General features: G+C 73.5%; 13 protein-coding genes and 1 pseudogene. 3 read left to right on the top strand and 11 right to left on the bottom strand.

Features of this window, described 5'->3' with window-relative positions:
* Positions 1 to 99: 99 nt before the first annotated feature.
* The 6 genes and pseudogenes from WJ438_RS34000 to WJ438_RS33975 all read right to left on the bottom strand — a co-directional run bounded on the left by WJ438_RS34000 (position 100) and on the right by WJ438_RS33975 (position 14,440).
* On the bottom strand, positions 100 to 9,501 hold the full coding sequence (locus tag WJ438_RS34000; RefSeq protein WP_406728603.1) for a type I polyketide synthase: 9,402 nt from the start codon (positions 9,499 to 9,501) through the stop codon (positions 100 to 102).
* A 45-nt stretch (positions 9,502 to 9,546) separates the two neighbouring features.
* Positions 9,547 to 10,893 carry a lipopolysaccharide biosynthesis protein RfbH gene (gene rfbH / locus WJ438_RS33995; RefSeq protein WP_406728602.1) on the bottom strand — a complete coding sequence of 449 codons (1,347 nt, stop codon included), beginning with the start codon at positions 10,891 to 10,893 and terminating at the stop codon, positions 9,547 to 9,549.
* Positions 10,894 to 10,963: 70 nt separating this feature from the next.
* Entirely contained in the window at positions 10,964 to 11,464 is a 501-nt protein-coding gene (locus WJ438_RS33990; RefSeq protein ID WP_406729892.1) for an NAD-dependent epimerase/dehydratase family protein, read from the bottom strand.
* 62 nt (positions 11,465 to 11,526) lie between these two features.
* Positions 11,527 to 11,901, bottom strand: a pseudogene (locus WJ438_RS33985) (NAD-dependent epimerase/dehydratase family protein); the annotation flags it as partial.
* A 47-nt stretch (positions 11,902 to 11,948) separates the two neighbouring features.
* Positions 11,949 to 12,935, bottom strand: a complete 987-nt coding sequence (locus tag WJ438_RS33980; RefSeq protein ID WP_406728601.1) for a Gfo/Idh/MocA family protein — start codon at positions 12,933 to 12,935, stop codon at positions 11,949 to 11,951.
* The gene (locus tag WJ438_RS33975; protein WP_406728600.1) at positions 12,932 to 14,440 is read right to left on the bottom strand and encodes an NDP-hexose 2,3-dehydratase family protein; all 1,509 of its coding nucleotides are present in this window, start codon (positions 14,438 to 14,440) and stop codon (positions 12,932 to 12,934) included. The genes WJ438_RS33980 and WJ438_RS33975 overlap by 4 nt, the downstream gene beginning before the upstream one ends.
* A gap of 216 nt (positions 14,441 to 14,656) precedes the next feature.
* Between WJ438_RS33975 and WJ438_RS33970 the strand changes: the two genes are divergently transcribed.
* Together WJ438_RS33970 and WJ438_RS33965 are read left to right on the top strand one after the other, a co-directional pair.
* Positions 14,657 to 15,199, top strand: coding sequence for a ketoacyl-ACP synthase III family protein (locus tag WJ438_RS33970; protein WP_406728599.1), 543 nt, complete (start codon positions 14,657 to 14,659; stop codon positions 15,197 to 15,199).
* Positions 15,196 to 15,693 carry a 3-oxoacyl-[acyl-carrier-protein] synthase III C-terminal domain-containing protein gene (locus WJ438_RS33965; RefSeq protein WP_406728598.1) on the top strand — a complete coding sequence of 166 codons (498 nt, stop codon included), beginning with the start codon at positions 15,196 to 15,198 and terminating at the stop codon, positions 15,691 to 15,693. Before WJ438_RS33970 ends, WJ438_RS33965 begins: the two co-directional genes overlap by 4 nt.
* A 33-nt stretch (positions 15,694 to 15,726) precedes the next feature.
* Here WJ438_RS33965 and WJ438_RS33960 read toward each other — a convergent pair whose 3' ends face one another.
* From WJ438_RS33960 to WJ438_RS33950, 3 genes are all read right to left on the bottom strand, one after another.
* On the bottom strand, positions 15,727 to 16,422 hold the full coding sequence (locus WJ438_RS33960) for a response regulator (RefSeq protein ID WP_406728597.1): 696 nt from the start codon (positions 16,420 to 16,422) through the stop codon (positions 15,727 to 15,729).
* Positions 16,419 to 17,642: a sensor histidine kinase gene (locus WJ438_RS33955; protein ID WP_406728596.1), complete on the bottom strand. Its 1,224-nt coding sequence runs from the start codon at positions 17,640 to 17,642 to the stop codon at positions 16,419 to 16,421. The genes WJ438_RS33960 and WJ438_RS33955 overlap by 4 nt, the downstream gene beginning before the upstream one ends.
* A gap of 95 nt (positions 17,643 to 17,737) precedes the next feature.
* A complete protein-coding gene (locus WJ438_RS33950) occupies positions 17,738 to 18,451 on the bottom strand; it encodes a DUF998 domain-containing protein (protein ID WP_406728595.1) in 714 nt (237 codons plus the stop codon).
* A gap of 275 nt (positions 18,452 to 18,726) precedes the next feature.
* Here WJ438_RS33950 and WJ438_RS33945 point away from each other — a divergent pair, with 275 nt between their 5' ends.
* The gene (locus tag WJ438_RS33945; RefSeq protein ID WP_406728594.1) at positions 18,727 to 19,134 is read left to right on the top strand and encodes a CoA-binding protein; all 408 of its coding nucleotides are present in this window, start codon (positions 18,727 to 18,729) and stop codon (positions 19,132 to 19,134) included.
* A gap of 40 nt (positions 19,135 to 19,174) precedes the next feature.
* Here WJ438_RS33945 and pspAB read toward each other — a convergent pair whose 3' ends face one another.
* Both pspAB and htpX read right to left on the bottom strand, forming a co-directional pair.
* Positions 19,175 to 19,777 carry a PspA-associated protein PspAB gene (gene pspAB, locus WJ438_RS33940; RefSeq protein WP_406728593.1) on the bottom strand — a complete coding sequence of 201 codons (603 nt, stop codon included), beginning with the start codon at positions 19,775 to 19,777 and terminating at the stop codon, positions 19,175 to 19,177.
* 22 nt (positions 19,778 to 19,799) lie between these two features.
* Positions 19,800 to 20,714, bottom strand: coding sequence for a zinc metalloprotease HtpX (htpX, locus tag WJ438_RS33935; RefSeq protein ID WP_406728592.1), 915 nt, complete (start codon positions 20,712 to 20,714; stop codon positions 19,800 to 19,802).
* Positions 20,715 to 21,004: the final 290 nt, after the last annotated feature.

Genomic DNA, 21,004 nt, shown 5'->3' with positions numbered 1-21,004 from the left:
TCCCTCGCACGGGAGCGGGACTTCTCATGTCCGTGGACCTGTCGCCGGGCCTCGGCTCCGCATGCGCCCGGAGGCGCGTGCGGAGCCGGGGGTACTGCGTCAGGCCGGCCCAGGGGCGGACAAGGCCTCGTACACGTGTCCGGCCAGACGGTTGACCGTGGAGTGGGCGAAGATGTCCGAGACGGCGAGGCGCAGGCCGGTGGTGGCCGTGAGGCGGTTGCGCAGCTCGACACAGGTCAGCGAGTCCAGGCCCAGCTCGCGCAGTGCACGGTCGGGGTCGACCGCTTCGGAGTCGTGTGCGAGGACCGCCGCCACCGCCGAGCGCACCAGGTCGGCGACGAGTGCCCGGCCCGCGTCCGCCTCCAGCTCGGCCAGCCGCTCGGGCAGCGGCGTCTGCCGGTCCGCGCCCGGTGCCGCGGCCCGTGCGGCCGGGCGCCGCCGGACCGGCACGGGCGCCAGGCCGGCCAGCATCGGCGGCAGCGTGCCGCGTTCGGCGCGGGTCCGCAGGGCGGGGCGGTCCCATGCGGCGGCAACCAGGTGGGCCGCACCGTTGGCGAGCGCGGCGTCGAAGAGGGCGAGGCCCTCGGCGTCGGCCAGTGGTGCGACACCGGCTCGCCTCATCCGGGCGAGGTCGGCTTCGCCCAGGTGCCCGGTCATACCGCTGTCGCGGTCCCACAGGCCCCACGCCACGGAGGTCGCGGGCAGACCGACGGCCCAGCGGCGGGCGGCGACGGCGTCCAGGACGGCGTTGGCCGCCGCGTAGTTGGCCTGCCCCGCGGTGCCCAGGGTGGCGGCGACCGAGGAGAAGGAGACGAAGGCGGTCAGGTCGGCGTCGCGGGTCAGCTCGTGCAGGTGGCGTACGGCGTCGGCCTTGGGCGCGAGCACCCGGTCGACCTGCTCGTGCGTCAGCGTGTGCACGGCGCCGTCGTCGAGGACGCCGGCCGCGTGCACGACGGCTGTGAGCGGGTTCTCCTTGGGGACGGCGGCCAGTAGTGCGGCCACCGCCTCACGGTCGGCGACATCGCAGGCGACGACGGTCACCCGGGCACCCTGTGCCTCCAGTTCGTCGGCGAGCGCGGCCGCGCCGTCCGCGCGGTGCCCGCGGCGGCCGGCGAGCACCAGGTGGCGCACACCGTGGACGGCGACGAGGTGGCGGGCGAGCAGAGCGCCCAGGGTTCCTGTGCCGCCGGTGACGAGAACCGTGCCGTCGGGGTCGAGGGGCGCGGGCAGCACCAGCGCCAGCTTGCCGACGTGCCGGGCATGCTGGAGGTGGCGCAGGGCGGCGCGCGCCTGCCCGGCCGGCCAGGCGGTGACCGGCAGCGGAGTGAGGACACCGGCCCGGAACAGCTCACCGAGCTCGGCGAGCATGGACCGGATCCGGTCGGGGTCGACTTCGAGCAGGTCGAATGCGGTGTAGGCGACGCCGGGGTGCTGCTCGGCGACGTCGTCGGCGCGCAGGATCTCGGTCTTGCCCATCTCCACGAACCGGCCGCCGCGCGGCAACAGCCGCAGCGAAGCCTGCAGGAAGTCGCCGGTCAGCGAGTTGAGGACGACGTCCATGCCGGCTCCGTCGGTGGCCTCGAGGAACTCCGGCTCGAAGGCGAGGGTGCGGGAGTCGGCGAGCCGCTCCTCCGGCACACCGGCCGCACGCACCGCGGGCCACTTGCCGCGCCCGGCGGTGGCGTGGACCTCGGCTCCGAGGTGGCGGGCGATCTGGAGGGAGGCGAGTCCCACTCCGCCCGCGGCGGCGTGCACCAGCAACCGCTCGCCGGGGCGCAGCCGGGCCAGGTCGCACAGCGCGTAGTAGGCGGTGAGGAAGACGGCGGGGACGGTCGCGGCCTGCGCATACGTCCAGTCGTCGGGGACGCGGGTGACGAGCCGGTGGTCGGTGACGACGACGGACCCGGCGTGCCGGACCAGTCCGGCGACCCGGTCTCCAGGGGCCAGCCCGCCCGCACCGGGACCGGCTTCCAGGACGGTGCCCGCGACCTCGATGCCGACCCCGGAGGCACCGGGCAGAGCACCCAGGGTGACGAAGACGTCCCGGAAGTTGAGGCCGACGGCGCGGACCGCTATACGCACTTCACCCTCGCCCAGCGGCCGTTCGGCCTCGGGATGGGCGACGGCACACAGGCTGTCGGTGGTTCCGCCGCCGTCGGCGACGTCGAGCCGCCAGGGCCCGTCCGGTGTGACAAGAGTGGTGTCGTCGACCGCCGGGACCAGCACCGGTTCATGGAGTGTGCTTGCGCGCAGGGCGAGTTGCGGTGCGCCGGTGTGGGCCGCGGCGTCGAGCTCTGCCTGCTCCACACCGTGGGCCGGGTCGGTGTCGAGGAGGACGAAGCGGCCCGGGTGCTCGGTCTGAGCGCTGCGTAGGACACCCCAGACGGCGGCCTGGCCCGGGTCGGGTGCCGGGTCGCCCGGCCGGACGGCGACGGCGCCCCGGGTGACCACCAGCAGGCGGGCCCCGGCGGACCGTGCGCTCTCCAACCACCAGGAGGTCAGCGCGAGCGCGGCGACGGTCTGCTCACGTGCGTCGGCGCCGCGCTCGGCGAGGACGGCCACGGTGCTCGGCGCCGGTGCGTCGGCCGCGGCCGGGGAGGCGGCGGCCTCCGGCGCGGTGGGGAGGGTCTGTTCCAGCAGCTCGACCGTGCCGGCCGCCGGGACACCGGCCGTTCCGGCGGTCGCGTCCGGCCGGTGCTCGCGCCACTCCAGCCGGTGCAGGACGGTGCCCGGGGCGGCAGCGGCGGCGATCCGCCGACGTTCGGCAGAGCGCCACTCGACCGCGTCGGCGTCGAGAACGGGCGTACCGTCCGGCCCTGTGACGGTCAGTCGCCAGGCGCCCGCGGCCACGGGGGTGAGGCGGGCCCGTAGCACGGCGGCGCCCTCGGAGTGCAGCCGGACTCCGCTCCACGCGATCGGCAGGTCCAGGCGGCCGGGTGCGCGCTCCCCCACGAGCAGGGCGGTGTGCAGGACCGCGTCGAGCACCGCGGGGTGCAGGCCGTAGCCGTCCGCGGTGGTGCCATCGGGCAGGTGGACCTCGGCGAGCAGGTCGTCACCGTGGCGCCAGGCACGGCGCAGGCCGCGGTAGGCCTTGCCGTAGCCGTAGCCCTCACCGGCGAGGTACGGGTAGGCGCCGGCCAGGTCGAGGGGGACGGCGTCGGCGGGCGGCCACGCTTCGCCCGCGGCCGAGGGGGTGGGGGTGCCGGCCGGTGCCGCCGGGGTCAGCACGGCCGTCGCACAGCACTGCCACGGTTCACCGGCATCGTACGGCGCGTCCTCGCGGAGGTACACGCCGAGTGTGCGACGGCCGTCGTCGGCGGCGTCCGAGACCAACAGCTGAAGCTGGGCGGTGCCGCCCTCGCGCAGCGCGGCCGGTGCGGCGAGGGTCAGTTCGGCGACGCCGTCGCAGCCGGTGAGCGCGCCCGCGTGCAGGGCGAGTTCGAGGCAGGTGGTGCCGGAGAGCAGAGTGGTCCCGGCGACGACGTGGTCGGCGAGCCAGGGCTGTCCGGTGGGGTCGAGCCGGCCGCTGAGGACGAGCCCGGCGCCGTCGGCGAGCGGCACCGCCGCCCCGAGCAGCGGGTGTCCGGCGTCGGCCAGGCCCAGCCGTTCCGGCCCGGGGGCCGGTTGCGGAGCGTCGAGCCAGTGCCGCTCGCGGCTGAACGGTGAGGTGGGCAGGGCGACGGTGCGGGCGCCGGTGTCGCGGTAGAGCCGGTCCGGGTCGGCCTCGGCCCCGTGCGCGAGGGCGTCGGCGAGGGAGGCGGTGAAGCGGTCCGGGCCGCCGTCGTCGCGGCGCAGGGTACCGACGGCGGCGCCGTGGCCCGGCCGTTCGGCAAGCGTCTCCTCGATCGCGGCGGTGAGCACCGGGTGCGGGCTCACCTCGATGAAAAGGCTGTGTCCCTGGTCTGCCAGGCTGCGGATGACGTCCGCGAACCGGACGGTCTCGCGCAGGTTCCGGTACCAGTAGGAGGCGGTCAGCTCGGTTCCGGTGAGCCTGCGGCACAGGGCGGTGGAGTGGAAGGGAACGTCGGCCGTGCGCGCCGCGATGCCGTCCAGGACCTCCAACAGGCGTTCGCGCAGCGGGGCGACGTGCGGGGAGTGCGAGGCGTAGTCGACCGGCAGCAGTCTGGTGTGGACGTCCGGACCGAGGTCGGCGACGAACGCGTCGAGGGCGTCCTGCTCACCGGCGACGACGGTGGCGCCGGGTCCGTTGACGACGGCTACATGGACCTCGCCGGGGCGGCGGGCGAGCAGCGCGCGGACCCGGTCGGCGGGCAGGGCGACGGACAGCATGGCGCCGCTGCCCACCAGCCGCACCAGCTCGCGGCTGCGCAGGGCGATCGCCTTCGCGGCGTCGTCGAGGGTGAGTGCCCCACTGACGCAGGCCGCGGCGATCTCACCCTGGGAGTGGCCGACCACTGCCGCCGGTTCCACGCCGGCCGCGCGCCACAGCTCCGCGAGCGACACCATCACGGCGAACAGCGCGGGCTGCACGACGTCGACGCGGTCCGGGTCGGGCGCCTCGGGCGCCCGGCGCAGGACATCGAGCAGGTTCCAGTCGGTGTACGGAGCCAGCGCCTCGGCGCACTCGGCCATCCGGCGCGCGAACACCGGTTCGGTGTCCAGGAGTGCGGTGGCCATTCCGGCCCACTGGGAGCCCTGGCCGGGGAAGACGAACACCGGCCCGGGCACGGCGCCGGCGGCGCGGACGGTGGCAGGCGCGTCCACGCGGCCCTCGGCGAGCGCCCCGAGCCCGTCCAGCAGTTCCTCGCGGGTGCGCGGGGTGAGGGCGGCGCGGTACTCGAAGCGGGTGCGTGTGGTCGCGAGGGACAGGCCGATGTCCGCGGGAGAGGGGCCGCGGGCGCAGGACGCGCCGGCCGCTCCGGTGTGCCCGACGAGGAAGGTGCGCAGGGCGTCGGCGTGCGCGCCGACGGCGTCGGGGGTGCGGCCGGTGACGACGACCGGGACAGGGGCGGGGGTGTGCGGGGCGGCGGGGGCGCCGGGTTCCTCGTCTCCGGCCCGTGCAGGTGCCGAGGCCTCGGCTTCCTCCTCCGGCGCCTCCTCCAGGATCAGATGCGCGTTGGTTCCGCTCATGCCGAAGGAGGACACGCCGGCTCGGCGCGGACGGTCTGCGCGCGGCCACGGCTCGGCGTGGGTGAGCAGGCGCACGGTACCCGCCGACCAGTCGACGTGCGAGGTGGGTTCGTCGACGTGCAGGGTGCGTGGCAGCAGTTCGTTGCGGAGCGCCAGCACCGTCTTGATCAGGCCCCCGACACCGGCCGCGGCCTGGGTGTGGCCGGTGTTGGACTTGAGCGAGCCGAGCCGCAGTGGCCGGCCGGCAGGCCGGTCCTGTCCGTAGGTGGCGATGAGTGCCTGGGCTTCTACGGGGTCACCGAGGGTGGTGCCGGTGCCGTGCGCCTCGACGGCGTCGACGTCGCCGGGCGCGAGCGACGCGTCGGCCAGGGCACGGCGGATGACGTCCTCCTGCGCGGGTCCGCTGGGCGCGGTGAGCCCGTTGCTGGCTCCGTCCTGGTTAACGGCCGTGCCGCGTATGACGGCGAGCACCGGGTGGCCGTTGCGGCGGGCGTCGGAGAGCCGCTCCAACAGCACCATGCCGGCACCCTCGCCCCAAGCGGTGCCGTCTGCGGCCTCGGCGAACGGCTTGCAGCGGCCGTCCGGAGCGAGCCCGTTCTGCCTGCTGAACTCCACGAACATGCCGGGCTGGGCAAGGACGGCGGCGCCTCCCGCGAACGCGAGGTCGCACTCACCCCGGCGCAGTGACTGGGCGGCCAGGTGCAGGGCCACCAGCGAGGAGGAGCAGGCGGTGTCGACGGTCATCGCCGGGCCGCGCAGGCCCAGCAGGTGGGCTATCCGGCCGGAGGCGACGCTGACGGAGCCGCCGGTGAGGAGGTGTCCGTCGTGGCCTGCCGCGTCCTCGTGAAGTCTCGGCCCGTACTCCTGGGCCATGGCACCTACGAATACCCCGACGTCCGTACCGCGCAGCGCGCCGGGGACCAGCCCTGCGCGCTCGACGGCCTCCCAGGCTGTCTCCAGCAGCAGCCGCTGCTGCGGGTCCATGGCGGTGGCCTCGCGCGGGCTGATCCCGAAGAAGGACGGGTCGAAGAGGTCGGCGTCGTGCAGGAATCCGCCATGCCGGGTGTAGCTGGCGCCGGGCACCGCCGGGTCGGGGTCGTACAGCCCGGCGAGGTCCCAGCCACGGTTGTCGGGGAAGCCGGTGACCGCGTCGCGCTCTTCGGTCAGCAGCCGCCAGAGCGCTTCCGGGGTATCCGCACCGCCCGGGAATCGGCAGCTCATGGCGACGACGGCGAGGGGCTCGGCCCGGTGGTCGGGAGCGGGCGTTCCGGCAGGGACGGCAGAGGGGGCGGTGACGGACTTCTCACCACTCACGCCGCCGTGTTCGGCGAGCAGGGCCGCGACGTGGCCGGCGAGCGCCGTGGGGGTGGGGTGGTGGTAGACGACGGTGGTGGGGAGGGTGAGCCCGGTGGCCTCGTTCAGCCGATTGCGCAGTTCGACGGCGGTCAGGGAGTGGAAGCCGAGAGCGGTGAAGGAGCGTTCGGGGTCGACGTCGGCGGGTGAGCCGTGGCCGAGGACGGCGGCGGCGATGCCTCGGATCAGGGCTGCCGCCTCGGTGGCGGAGCGAGCCGGACGGCTGCCCGTGGCGGACACGTCGGCCTCCTGTGCCGGCTCGGTCGCGGGGCCGGGCTCTGCCGGGACTTCCGCGGGTGCCGTCGTCCCGTCCTCGTCGAACCAGTGGCGCTGCCGTTGGAAGGCGTAGCCCGGCAGGTCGACGAGGGGGCCGCGGCCGTGCACGGCGGACAGGTCGACGCCGGCACCGCGGACATGGGCCTCGGCGACGGACCGCAGGAAGCCGTCGTCCTCCGTGTCATCGGCGTCGCGGCGCAAAGTGCCGACGACAGCCGCTCGCGCCCCCGTGTTCTCCAGCGTCTCGCGGGTGGCCCAGGCCAGCACCGGGTGCGGGCTGCACTCGACGAGGACGCGGGCACCGTCGGCGAGTACCTGCCGTACGGCCGTCTCGAACCTCACCGGACTGCGCAGGTTGGCTGCCCAGTAGTCCGCGTCGAGGGTGGCGGTGTCGATGGGTTCGCCGGTCACGGTGGAGACCATCGGCAGGTGTCCCGCGCGCGGGGTGACAGGAGCGAGTTCGCGGCGCACGTCGTCGAGGACCTCGTCGACGTGCGCGGTGTGCGAGGCGTAGTCGACGGCAATCCGACGGGCCCAGACGCCGTCGCCGTCGAGTTGCGAGGCGAGTTCGTCGAGCGCCTCGCAGCCGCCTGCGATGCCGGTCTGGGCGGGCCCGTTGAGGACGGCGACCGAGAGCCTGCCGTGCCAGGGGGCGATCACCCGCTCGGCCTCGGCGGCGGGAAGGGCGACGCTGATGATGCCGCCCTTGCCGGCGATGCGCTGCAGGGCGGCCGCCCGCCTCGCCACGACGAGTGCCGCGTCCTCCAGGGTGAGCGCGCCGGCGACGGTGGCGGCGGCGACCTCTCCCTGGGAATGTCCGATGACGGCGTCCGGGGCCAGCCCGTGGGCGCGCCACAGCTCGGCGAGGGAGACCATGACGGCCCACAGCACGGGCTGCACGACGTCCACCCGGTCGAGGCGGGGCGCGCCGGGGGCGCCCCGCACCACCTCGAGCAGATCCCAGTCGGTGTGCGGGGCGAGTGCGCGGCCGCAGGCGGTCATCCGCCGGGTGAACTCCGGTTGGGTGTCGAGGAATCCGGCGGCCATGCCGGGCCACTGGGAGCCCTGGCCGGGGAAGAGGAAGACGGTTCGGGAGGGTCCGGCCGAAAGCCCTGCCGAGGCCGGCGGGCTGCCTGCCCGGCCGCGGACGACGGCGGCCGCCGGTTCCCCGGCTGCGAGCGCGCGCAGCCCGCCGAGGAGGGTGGCGCGGTCGGCGCCGAGAACCACCGCTCGGTGCTCGAAGGCGGTACGGGTGGCGGCGAGAGAACGGCCGACATTGGCCGGAGCGACTCCGGGAGCCGCCTCCGGTAGGGCGTCGAGGTGATCCAGGAGCTTGCGGGCCTGGCCGCGCAGCGCCTTCTCGGTGTGGCCGGAAAGCGGCCACAGGACGGTGCCCGGGCCGGCCGTGTGTCCGCTCCGCACGGGGCGGTCCGCGCCAACGGTGCGGGCGGGCGTTTCGCGCCACTCTCCCAGGATCAGGTGGCAGTTGGTGCCGCCCATCCCGAAGGCGCTGACGCCCGCGCGCAGTGGTCCCTCACCGCGGGGCCAGGGACCGGCCTCGCCGCACACGCGCAGGCCCAGCTCGTCGAGCGGGATGGCGGGGTTGGGGGTGTCGAAGTGCAGGCTCGGCGGCAGGGTGCGGTGGCGCAGCGCGAGCACGGCCTTGAGCAACCCGGTGATGCCGGCTGCGCCCTCCAGGTGGCCGACGTTGGTCTTGACCGAGCCGACGTGCAGCGGTGGTCGGCCGACGGCCTTGCGGGCCGAGCCGTAGACGGCACCGAGCGCGGCTGCCTCGACCGGGTCACCGACCCGGGTGCCGGTTCCATGCAGCTCCACGTAGCGCACGTCGGCCGGGTCGACACCGGCGGCGGCACAGGCCCGGCGCAGCACGTCCTCCTGGCCGGCGGCGCTCGGCACGGTCAGCGCCGCGCCCTCGCCGGCTCCGTCGTTGTTGACGGCGCCGCCCAGGATCAGACAGTGGATGCGGTCGCCGTCGGCCAGCGCCCGGCTCAGCGTCTTCAGGACGACGAACGCTCCGCCCTCGCCGCGTACGTAGCCGTTGGCGCGAGCGTCGAAGGTGTGGCAGGCACCGTCCGGGGAGAGTCCGCCGAACCTGACGGTGCCGAGGGTGGAGTGCGGTGCCAGGTTGAGCTGGACGCCACCGGCCAGCGCGGTGTCGCTCTCGCCGCTGCGCAGGCCGGCGCAGGCCAGCTCGACGGCCACCAGGGACGAGGACTGTCCGCAGTCGACGGTGAGGCTGGGCCCTGTCAGATCGAGCAGGTGGGAGATGCGGTTGGCGATGACGCTGCGGTGAGTTCCTGTCAGGGTGTAGGCGGTGGCGGCGTCGGCGCCCCGCTCGTGCAGCAGAGTGGCGTAGTCACCGGCGATCGCTCCCACGTGCACGGCGGTGGCCGTCGAGCGAAGAGCGGCGGGGACGATGCGGGCGTCCTCCAACGCCTCCCAGGCCAGTTCCAGGGCGAGACGCTGCTGCGGGTCGGTGGTGGTGGCCTCGCGCGGCGGAATGCCGAAGAAGCCGGCGTCGAACCCGGCGACGTCGTCGAGGAATCCGCCCCTGCGGTAGGCCTCGGGCACCTGGGGGCCGGGCCTCCCGTCGGGTGCGGAGCCGACGGCGTCGCGGCCTTCGCTCAGCAACTGCCAGAACCGATCCGGGTCGGGTGCTTGCGGCAGCCTGCAGGCGAGCCCGACCACCGCGATCGGCTCGCCGGCCGGCTGGGGTCCGGTGGCGGCCCGGTCCGGCCGCGTCGCGGGTTCTACGTCCATGAGTGGTACCCCTGTCGAGAATGAGCGGGAAGGGTCGGACAGGCCCTAACGACGGGCGGCGGCGAACTCGCGTACCGAGGTGACCATGTACTGCGCCATCTCGGGCGTGATGCCGGGGTAGACACCGATCCAGAAGGTTCCCTCGGTGATGGCGGCGCTGTTCTCGAGGGGGCCGCTGACCCTGAACTCGCGTTCCTGGTAAGCGGGGTGGCGGGTGAGGTCGCCGGCAAAGAGCAGCCGGGTGCCGATCTTCCGGGACTCCAGGTGGGCGACGAGCTCCCGCCGGGTGAACGGCGCGTCGGGACGGACGGTGACGGCGAACCCGAACCAGCTGGGGTCGCTGTCCGGGGTGGGCTCAGGCAGGAGCAGTCCAGGGGTGCCGTCGAGCCCTTCGCGCAGCAACCGCCAATTGCGCTTGCGGGCAGCGGTGAACTCCTCGAGCCGGCGCAGCTGGCTGAGGCCGAGCGAGGCGTGCAGGTCGCTGGTCTTGAGGTTGTAACCGACGTGCGAGAAGACGTACTTGTGGTCGTAGCCGTGCGGCAGCCGACCGAACTGCTGGTCGAAGCGTTTGGCGCAGCGGTTGTCCTCGCCGGGCTCGCACCAGCAGTCACGGCCCCAGTCACGGACGGACTCGACGATGCGGGCGAGCACCAGGTCGTCGGTGAGAACGCAGCCGCCTTCGCCCATGGCCAGGTGGTGAGCCGGGTAGAAGCTGACGGTCGACAGATCGCCGAAGCCGCCGGTGGGCCGCCCCCGGTAGTTGGAGCCGACGGCGTCGCAGTTGTCCTCGACGAGGAAGAGCCCCTTCTCCCGGGCGAGTTCTGCGATCTCGGCTGCCGGGAACGGGTTGCCCAGGGTGTGCGCCATCATGATCGCCCGGGTGCGCGGGCCGATCGCGTCGGCGACCCGCTCGGGGGTGGTGTTGTAGGTGGCGAGGTCGACGTCGACGAAGACCGGCACCAGTTGGTTCTGCAGGATCGGATTGACGGTCGTCGGGAAACTGGCCGCGACGGTGACGACCTCGTCGCCGGGGCGCAGCCGCGCTTCTCCCAGCTGCGGCGAGGTGAGCGCGGTGAGCGCGACCAGGTTGGCGGAGGATCCGGAGTTGGTCAGGTGGGCCTTGCGGACCTTCAGCGCGCGGGAGAACTGCCGCTCGAAGCGGCGCGCGCTGACTCCGGCTGCGATCCTCATCCCGAGGGCCGCCTCGACCAGCGCGGCGGTGTCCTCTTCGTCGTGGACGCCGCCGGCGGGCGGAATCGGTGTGACGCCGGGGACGAATCCCGGCCCGGCCAGCCGTTCACGCGCGTACTTGCGGACGCGTTCGAGCAGTTCGTCCTTGGTGTCGGTGCCGATGTCCGCGCAGACATCGGTGCCGGTGGCGGTGTCCGTCATCGCTCTCCCCGTTCCGTGGAGCCGAGATTCGGTAAGTGCATGAGCCCGTGCGGTCGTTCCGGTTGCCGCATCAGGAATGCCAGAGTCCGTGCAGTGCCTCCTCAGGGCCGCGCGCCGGCTTCCAGCCGAGTGCGGTGCGGGCCTTCTCCGTGTCCAGGAGCTGCCAGTCCAGGCCGCCGCCACGGGCTCCCGTTCCGTCGTCCCGTTCCACCAGCCGGACCGGCACCCCGCTCAACGCGATCAGCCGCCGGACGAGGTCGCGCACAGGTACGGCTCGTCCGCCGCCGATGTTGAACAGGCGGGCGGAGACATCCGCGGCCGCGGCGGCCCGCACGGCGTCCGCGACGTCGCGGACGTCGACGAAGTCCTGCCGGCTGATCAGCGGGCGGAGCACGATTTCGGACGGCGGCCCCCCGGGAGCCGCGGCCGCCGCCGCCCGCAGTCGGGCCGCGAGCGTGCCGAAGAGACTGCCCGCGGGTGCGCCCGGCCCCACGGCGGAGGCCACGCGCAGCACCACCGCGTCGATCCGCCCCTCCTCCACGGCGGCCTGCACGGCCCGGGTGGCCTGCAGTTTGGTCCGGCCGTAGGTGGTGGTCGGCCGGGTCGGCGCGTCCTCGGCGACGGCCCGGCCGGCCGCGTGGTCCCGTACTCGTAGCCGGAGCCGAGTTGTACAAGCCGGGGCCGGCGGTGCGCCGACTCAACGGCGGCGATGAGCCGTTGGACGAGGGTGACGTTGGCCCGGTGGACGGTGTCGCCGTCCAGCCCGCCCCAGACCGCGCCCGCCGCGTTGACGACGACGGCGATCCGGTGCTCGTCGAACAGGCCGGCCAGCTGTTCCGGTCCGGCCGCCGCGACGTCGGCGTGCAGGGCGCCGGGGCGGGGGGTGCGGCCGAGGTCCAGCACTCGGTAACCGTTGTCCGCGAGTGCGGCACCGATGTGCAGGCCGAGGAAACCCGCGCCGCCGACGACCAGCGCGGTGGGCCGGCCCGGCAGGGGCGGACGCCGCACACGGTGCCCGCCGGAGGCGGGAGCACGGTTCTCGGTGCTGCCGCCGGTCACAGCGGGATCCGCCGGGTGCGGGTGGCCAGCGCGTCGAGGGTCGTGGCCTGGTCCAGGGTCTGCCGTTCGTCGTCGGCGGTGTCGACGGTGCCGCGGACGGCGCCGGCGAACCGGCGGACGAGGGCGAGGAAGTGGTCATCGGCGGCGAAGTGGCGGATCTCGGTGACGTCCTGACGCTCGATGCGGACGGCGGGCCGATGCTCGGGCGGCGGGGTGAACGCCCGGTCGACGGTGATCCGGCCCTCCGCGCCCCACAGGGTGTAGGCGGCGCGGTAACCACGGTCGCAGCCGACCGCGATGCGCGCGGGAACGCCGTTCGGCGAGACGAGAACGGCCGTACAGGAGAGGTCGACGCCACGCGCGGTGTCGAACCGCCGTACACCGCCGGCCACGTCGAGCGGCCCGCCGAGGTGGAACTGGGCCGCGCGCACCGGGTAGACGCCCATGTCGAGCAGCGCGCCACCACCGAGCCCCCTCGCGTAGCGGATGTCGTCGTCGGGCAGCGGGGGAATGCCGAACTCGGCGGTCATCTCACGGAGTTCGCCGATGATCTCGGACTCGACCAGCGCGGCCACCTGTCGGTGCTGGCTGTGCCTGACGAACATCAGGTTCTCCATCAGGACCAGTCCGGCTTCCCGGGCCTGGGCGAACAGCCGGGCGGCGCCCCGCGCTCCGGTCGCCAGCGGCTTCTCGACCAGGACGTGCTTGCCGGCGGTGAGGGCGCGCTCGGCCCACTTCTCGTGCAGCCCGGTGGGGAGCGGGAGATAGACGGCCTCGATCCCTGGATCGTCCAGCAGCCCCGCGTATCCGCCGGCGGCCTCGCAGCCGAACCGCTCGGCGAACCGGGCGGCCTTCGCCGGATCACGGCTGGCCACGGCTGCCAACGTCACCGCCTCGGCCCGGCACAGCGCGGGGAGCACGCGCCGCTCGGCTATCGAGGCACAACCGAGGACGCCGATGCGCACCGGTCCGCCGTCCGTCACGACGGCTCCCCCGCCTCTCCGGCGGCACACAGGCTGTAGAGCGCGCTCAGCAGCGATCTGGCCTGCACGTTGACCTGGTAGCCGTGGCGGGTGAACCCGGCCAGTTGCTCGACGGAGATCCAGCGGAACCCCTCGGGCTCCCAGTACTCGGTGCCCTCCCCGTCCTCCTCTTCACCGAGTTCGACCAGCAGGTGCCGGGCGAGCGAGTGGTGGATACGGCCCCCCTCGTCGGAAAGGAGCGTGTCATAGAGGATCGCGGCGGGCGGCGCGCCGAGGACGGCGTCCAGAAACGGCGGCCGGGGCAGCCCGGTGCCGGCCAGGTTCGCGGGTGTGCATTGCACGGTCGGGGCGAGTTCGACGCCGTCGAGCAGCCCTGCCTCCACCCGGGCCTGCACCAGCACATGGAGCACACCGCCGAAACGGCGGAGCAGAAAGGCGATCACCCCTCCGTGGACAGGTGCGAGCAGCGGCTGCGACCAGGCACGGACCTCGCGCTGGGTGGCCTCGACACGGACGCCGAGGATGCGGAAGTACCGGTCCTCTTCGTGGGCGATCTCGTCCGGCCCGCGTTTCCAGCCCGCCACCCTCGCGAGCGGAAAGCGCCGGGTGACCATCGGGTATCGGACCTTCATCCCGGTGAACCAGTGCGCCAGTGCGGCACTGTCGTGCCGAGGCGGGCCCGCGGGCTCCGGGGCCGACGGCCGGGGTGACAACAGCTGTGGCAGCGGCAGGCAGGCAACGACCGTGCGGACGTCCATGTTGACGATGTCGTCGCGGTGGAGCTGCCCCAGCACCTCACCCAGCGTCATCCAGCGGAAGTCGTCTCCGACGGGCACCTCGTCGGGGGCTTCGACCACCATGTTCCGGTTGCGTTTGCGGTGGAACCATGAGCCCATCTCGGACTGGAGAACGTCGACGAGAACCCGGCCCCGGCCGGGGCGGAGGAAGTATTCGAGGTAGGGCACCGGGCTGCCGCCGTGCACGCCGCTGTAGTTGCTCCGGGTGGCCTGCACGGTGGGGCAGAGCTGGGTGCGAGTGGCGTTTCCGGGCTCCATCTTGGCCTGCATCAGAAAGTGCAGGACGCCGTCGAACTCTTTGACGAGCAGGCCGAGTACACCGATGTCGCTCTGCACGAGAACGGGCTGGGACCAGCTCTTGACGGGTCCGGTCTCACGCCGCACGGACAGCCCCTCGACACTGAAGAAGCGCCCGCTGTCGTGGCGCAGGTCGCCGGTGCCCGGTGCGAAGGACCAGCCGGTGAGGTCGGCCAGCGGAATCCGTTCGACGTGCAGCGCACCGGCCCGGCCGCGTTCCGCGATCCAGTCGTCGGGCGCCGGGCCGGGCACCCGGCTCTCCCGGGCGAGCGCCGAGGCGGCGAACCGGGTGGCCGTCCGCCCCCGCACCGGCCGCTCCCCCACTGCCACTGCCCCGGCCGCCGTACCCGCTGCCGCCACGCTCTCCGTTTCAGCACCCCTGACCGCTGCCCGCACCGTCGTCGTCGGCATGTCACGTCTCCCTCCTCGGGCCGCCCGCGCCGGGCAGGCTCTGCGCCGCCACGGTAGGAACCAGGGATCGAAGCGATCTGGAACTGCGGTGGAACCCGGATCGCTCCCGGCTCGAGCGCGGGACGAAGCCCACCGGAGAGCCTGGGCCCCGTTCGGACACGAGCGGACCGCGGCCCGGTCGGGGGACCGGATGAGCGGCCGGGAGACGGAGCCCACATGCGCCTTGACGACGTGTACATCGCAGGACTCGCGACCCACCTTCCGGAGCGTTTCTCCGTGGAGCGCGCGGTCGAGCTGGGCCTGTACGACGCGGACGACGCCGCCCAGGGCAACTGGGTGTCAGTGGCGGTGGCCGGCGACACCCCCGCCCCGGACCTGGCGGTCCGTGCGGGCCGAGTGGCGTTGGAGCGCTCCCGGCTGGACGCCTCCGACATCGACCTGATGGTGCACACCGATACCCACCACCAAGGACCGGACGCCTGGTCTCCCCAGCACTACGTGCTGCGCCACACCCTTGGCACCGATGTGCCCGCGCTGGAGCTGCGGCAGGGCTGCAACGGGATGCTGGCGGCGATCGAGACGGCCGCCAACCATCTGCACGCCGACCCGGAGCGCACAGCGGCCCTGCTGACCAGTGGCGACAACTTCGGCACCGCGCTGATCAACCGCTGGCGCAGCATGACGAACATCGTGCTCGGCGACGCCGGGACGGCCCTGGTGCTGAGCCGGCGGCTGGCTTCGCGCGGGTGCTGTCGGTGACGCACGCCTCGGTGCCGAGCCTGGAGCTGCTGCACCGGGGCGACGAGCCGCTCTTCCCGCCGGGTGCGAGCGTCGGCCGGGCCGTGGATCTGAAGGAGCGGGCCGCCCAGTACGCGGCCTCGGAGGCGGCGGCTGGGCTGGCCGACCACGAGTTGATCGGCAGCGCGACCGGCCGGGCGGTCAAGCAGGCCCTGGCCGACGCGGACGTGGAGATCTCCGACATCGCCCGGGTCACCCACATGAACTGGGCGCACGAGCGGTTCCTGCGCCGGACGCTGGCGCCGCTCGGGCTGGAGACCTGGCGCGGCACTCTCGAGTTCAGCCGCTCCGTCGGCCACTTGGGCGCCGGAGATCAGATCGCCGGCCTGGACCACCTGCTGGAGACGGGTTCGCTGGGACCGGGCGACCACGTCCTGATGATCGGCGTGGGCACCGGCATCTCGATCTCGTGTGTCGTCCTGCGGGTGGAGGAACGTCCCGGCTGGGTCGCCTGAGCGGGCGCGGACCGAGGTGCGGTTTTTCGGAGGTCAGTGGCCTTTCGGCAGGGCGTCCCCGGCAGTGTGGCCTGGCTGGATCAGCCCGGTCTCGTAGGCCAGGACGACGAGCTGGACGCGGTCGCGGACGCCCAGTTTCGTGATCGCCCGGGCGATGTGCGTCTTGGCGGTCAGAGGGGAGATCACCAGCCGCGCGGCGACCTGGTCGTTCGACAGCCCGGCCGCGACCAGTGCCACCACCTCGCGCTCACGGGCGGTGAGGGCCGCGAGCCGGTCCGGGGTCACCGCCGGGGTGACCGGCCGGTGCGCGAACTCCTCGACGACCCGGCGCGTCACGCTCGGTGACAGCAGCGCGTCGCCCGCCGCCACCGCCCGGATCGCCTGCCGCAGGTCGTCCGGCTCGATCTCCTTGGTGAGGAAGCCGCTCGCACCCGCCCGCAGCGCCGCGAACACGTACTCGTCGGTCTCGAACGTCGTCAGTACGATCACCCGGCAGCCGGTCAGCTCCGGGTCGCGGGTGACGGACTCGGTGGCCGTCAGCCCGTCCGTCCCCGGCATCCGGATGTCCATCAGTACGACGTCGGGCCGCAGGGTGCGAACGGCGCGCACGGCCTCGTCGCCGGAGGCCGCCTCGCCCACCACCTCGATGTCACGTGTCCGGCGGAGCAGGCTGCGGAAGCCGGCCCGCACCAGGGACTGGTCGTCGGCGAGCAGAACCGAGATCGTCATGATCGCCAGCTTGGCACAGGAATCAGGGCCCGGACGGCGTAACCGCCTTCCTCCTCGGTTCCCGCGGCGAATTCCCCGCCGAGCGCCGAGACCCGCTCGCGCATCCCGTCGACGCCGTGCCCGGACCCGCCCACCGCTCCCCCGCCGTCACCGGCCCTCCCCGGGCCGTCGTCAATGACCTCCACGCTCACCTGCTCGGCGCCGTACCCCAGCCGGACTGCGACCCGGGTGCCCCCGGAGTGCCGGACGGCGTTGGTCAACGACTCCTGGACGATCCGGTAGACGGCGAGGGCAACGGGCGCGGGCACGGCGGCCGGATCCCCCGAGGTCTCGACATCCGCCGCGAGCCCGGCTGCCCGCACCCGCGCCACCAGCTCGCCGACCCCGTCCAGCCCGCGCTCGGGCGCCAGCTCCATGGCCGGGCCACCCTCGCCCCGCTCGCCCGGATCGCGCAGGACGCCGATGAGCGAGCGCAAATCGGCGACCGCCGTCGCGCGGACCTCCTGAGCGGTCTCCAGCGCGGCCCGCGCCTCCGCGGGCTCGTCCTCCAGTGCCTCGACGGCCACGCGCAGCTGCACGCCGACCACGGTCAGGGTGTGCGCGACCACGTCGTGCAGCTCGCGCGCGATCTGCAGACGCTCCGCCTCGGCCCGCCGACGCCCCTCCAGCTCCCGTTCCCGCGCGGCGCGTTCCAGTCCCGCGGCAACCTCGCCGCGCCATCTGACCCAGTTCCGGTAGGCGGTCGCCGCGGCAAGCACCAGTGCCAGCCACAGGCTCTCCGCCCCCAGCTCGGCGACCACCTCCCGGCCCGCCATCCCGGCCACGAACAGCTCCCAGTGGGCGGCGAACGCGATCTGGAGCACGCCGACAGCGACCGCGAACGCGGGTCCGGCCGCCGTCCACCCGGCCCCCGCACGCCCTCGGGCACGCGACGACCGGCTCCCGGCGGCCACCAGGAAGTACGCGGCGGAGGCCGGCCAGATCCAGCCGATGTCCGACAACTCGGCGGCCCGGAACGCGATCACCACCTCCACACTGACCAGCAACGCGGCGCGCGGCCACCGGCCGCCGGCGAGCAGCGCCACCGCGAGCCCGACGACGAGCGGCAGCGTTCCACTGGGCGTGGGTCCCGTGCCCACCAGGGCCTCCGCGGTGACGACGGCGACCGCCGTCACCGCGGCCGCCACGGTCCCCGCGATGTTCTTGACTCTCGCGGTCAACAGGCCCGGCACAGGCCCCATTTCATTTCCCGGCACATCGGTGCGATCCATGGTCACCGGCCAATTCTGCACAGTCGCGCGGCTGTTCCACGGGTTCACGAGCGGGCCGCGGGCCGAACCGCGGGCCGGGAGGCCGCGACGGTGGCCAGCGCCAGCCAGACGAGGTCGGCGCCGAACGCGACCCGCTCGACCAGCCCGACCACGGTCGGCACACCGCCGACACCCAGCGACGGCCCGTCCATCACGTCCACCAGGCAGACCAGGAGCACGGCCGTGGAAACCAGCAGCGTGCCGAGTACGGCCCGCAGTACGGCGGCGCCCCGCACCCACCGGCCGGCCAGCCACCGGTGCAGCACCAGCGCCGCCACCGGCAGCACGAGGAAGGCCAGAACGGCCGCCGTGCCGTGCACGATGTCCGCGGTTGACGGCCGGCCCCACTGCCCGGGCGGATCGGCCGGGAACACCCCGGCCACCAGGACCCCGACAGTCCACGCCTCCAGCGCCCACCGCCCGGCCCGCGGCGCACCCGCCCGCCGCAGCCGTACGGCGAGCACGGCCGACACGCCCGCGATGAGCAGCAGCGCCACCGTGATCAGCCAGCCCGCGGTGCCGTTCACGTACCGGCTGATCACCTCGCTCACCCGGCTGTACTGGGGGTTCAGCAGGTCGGCCGCGCCGATCGCGGCCACCGCGCCGCAGATCCCCGCCGGCAGCCACCAGGGAGACGGGTGCAGCGGAGCCGCCGGATGCGCCACACCGCCGCCGTCGGTGCCCCGGTCCTTCGCCTCGGGAAAGATCTCGGTCCGCACAAGCAACTCCTCTTCAGCGCTGACGCCGGACGGCTCCTCCGTCCGAGGCCTCTCACGCTAGGAACCAGGGGGTGCGACGACATCCCCTCCACGCGGTCACCTGCTCGTACTCCGCGTGAGCACGGCGTACATCGATCGTGGTACGGACGTCGCTGCGGGCAGGCGGCCTCCCCCACCCGGCGGAGGGCACCGGTCACTTCCCCGCCGAAGCGAAATAGTCGCGGTACTCACGGGGTTGTCACAGCATCGAGATTACGTACCCGCAGGAGGCGTCCATGTACGGTGACAGTTCCACGGTCCGCAGAATTCTGTCCGAGACGGGCGACACCTGGGCCGTGGTGGGCCTGTCGTCGAACCGGCAGCGCGCGGCGTACGGCGTCGCCCAGGTGTTGCAGCGCTTCGGCAAGCGTGTGGTGCCGGTGCATCCGAAGGCCGAGACGGTGCACGGCGAGCAAGGATACGCCTCACTCGCGGACATTCCCTTCGAAGTGGACGTCGTCGACGTGTTCGTGAACAGCGACCTGGCCGGAGCGGTCGCGGACGAGGCCGTCGCCAAGGGCGCCAAGGCGGTGTGGTTCCAGCTCGACGTCATCGACGAGGCGGCGTACGGACGGACCCGCGCGGCGGGCCTGGACATGGTGATGGACCGCTGCCCGGCGATCGAGATACCGCGCCTGGGCTAGCCGGGACCGGGCAGGCCGGGGGCCGTGCCGGCGGCATGCCTCAGGGCCGGGGCCCCGCCAGACCTGGGGCGCCCCAGACCGGGAACCAGCGGGCCAGATCGGCCTCGATGCGCAGGTCGTCCGCGAGGAGCGCCCTGATCTGGAGTTCCAACGCGTTGTCGCGCCGCTCCGTTCCGTCGGGGAGCGGCGCGAAGGGGTAGAAGGTGCCGCGCTTGTAGAGATAGACCAGTGCCAGGGCACGGTGGTCCGATGTGGCCTGGAACCCGACCAGGGAGCAGAGGAGTTGCGGGCCGAAGCCCGCGTCCTGGAGGAGCGTGTTGACGGCGTGCAGATCGTTGACCAGTGAGGCGGTGTCGTCGGCCGGGTGACGGACGAGGAGCCACGTGTACCCGTACGCGTCCTTGGTGTACTCGACGGGTGTGCCGCCCCGGCCGGTGTCGGCGTCGAGCAGTTCCCGTACCTCCTGCTGGAGCCGGTCGAATGCGCCGCCCTCCACGCTCGCGAAGCAGACCGATCCGGTCCCGGTCGGAGTGAACCCCGCCCCCGCCTGCACGGTGATCGCGGCCGAGGGCAGGCTGAAGAGCTGGTCGAGGTCCGGGCGAACCGGCTTGCTGCGGCCGAGGATGGTGTCAAGGAGTCCCACGGCACGGCACCTCCATGGATCGTCATGCCCGGCCGAGCTGGGCCGAGATCCGGCCGAGTTGGTCGAGGCGCTGTTCGAGGGTGGGGTGGGAGGAGAGCAGCCGGCTCAGGCTCTCCTTGGAGGAGAAGGCCGGTGCGAACCAGAAGGCGTTGAACGGCTCTGCCCGGCGCAGATCCTTCGTCGGAATCCTCGCCATCTCGCCGGTCACCTTGGTGAGCGCGGACGCGAGTGCGGACGGACGGCCGGTGAGCAACGCCGCGGAGCGGTCGGCGGACAGTTCGCGGTAGCGGGACAGCAGCCGGGTCAGCAGGAAGCTGATCACGTACACGGCGGCGCTGACCAGGGGAATCAGGACTGCCGCGAGGGCGGTGGCGCTGTCGCGGCTGGTGCGGCCGAGCCCGGTGTAGAGCGCGACGCGGGTCATGGCACCGGCCAGCACACCCAGGAACGACGCGATGGTCATCACGGCGACGTCGCGATGGGCGACATGCGACAGCTCATGGGCGAGGACGCCCTCCAGTTCCTTCGGTTCCAGGCGACGGAGCAGCCCCGTGGTGACGCATACAAGGGCCGTTCTCTCGCTGCGGCCGGTGGCGAAGGCGTTCGGTAGGTCACTGTCGGCGATCGCCACCCGTGGCTTGGGCATGTCGGCGAGGGCGCAGACACGGTCCACGGAGCCGTGCAGCCCGGGAGCCTGCTCGGGGGTCACCTCGCGCGCCCCCATGCTGAAGGCCGCGATCCGGTCACTGAACCAGAACTGCGCGATGAACAGGATGCCCGCGATCAGCAGGATGACGGGCCACGCGTTCTGCAGGAGGGCCAGCAGGACGCCGACGAAGACGACATAGAGCAGTCCGATCAGGAACATCGTCGTCACCATGCGGGTGGTGAGTCCTCGGTCCGGGGCGTACCGCGACTGCGACCGGGGCTTGGGCATCCGGATCACCTCCAGCTGACATGTACTGCCGCACCGCACATCCCTCTCCTGCAAGTGTGCTCCTTCCGCGCACGACGGGGACGGGCCCGGCCGGGGCGGCGGGGCCCGGCGCGGAACCTGTTGGACCGGGCCGAGCTGCACGGCGCGAGTTCCGCTTCGCCGGGGAGCGGTACCACTTCCCGCACCAGGAGCTGACGGGCAGTCACTGCTGGTTCTGTCCACAGCCGTTGCCGGTCACGCACCTGGTGCGCGAGTACGCGGACGTGCGGGGCGGGCAGATCCGGTTCGGT

The sequence above is a fragment of the Streptomyces sp. GD-15H genome, assembly GCF_045291515.1.
Lineage (GTDB): Bacteria > Actinomycetota > Actinomycetes > Streptomycetales > Streptomycetaceae > Streptomyces.
Note: the sequence above shows the minus strand (reverse complement) of the source record. Positions and strands in the feature narration are given on the sequence as shown.

What these genes read in the sequence shown, in the direction of transcription:
- WJ438_RS34000 (WP_406728603.1), bottom strand. Translation starts at nt 9,501, where the DNA reads ATGGACGTAGAACCCGCGACGCGGCCGGACCGGGCCGCCACCGGACCC.
- rfbH (WP_406728602.1), bottom strand. Translation starts at nt 10,893, where the DNA reads ATGACGGACACCGCCACCGGCACCGATGTCTGCGCGGACATCGGCACC.
- WJ438_RS33975 (WP_406728600.1), bottom strand. Translation starts at nt 14,440, where the DNA reads ATGCCGACGACGACGGTGCGGGCAGCGGTCAGGGGTGCTGAAACGGAG.
- WJ438_RS33970 (WP_406728599.1), top strand. Translation starts at nt 14,657, where the DNA reads ATGCGCCTTGACGACGTGTACATCGCAGGACTCGCGACCCACCTTCCG.
- WJ438_RS33960 (WP_406728597.1), bottom strand. Translation starts at nt 16,422, where the DNA reads ATGACGATCTCGGTTCTGCTCGCCGACGACCAGTCCCTGGTGCGGGCC.
- WJ438_RS33945 (WP_406728594.1), top strand. Translation starts at nt 18,727, where the DNA reads ATGTACGGTGACAGTTCCACGGTCCGCAGAATTCTGTCCGAGACGGGC.
- htpX (WP_406728592.1), bottom strand. Translation starts at nt 20,714, where the DNA reads ATGCCCAAGCCCCGGTCGCAGTCGCGGTACGCCCCGGACCGAGGACTC.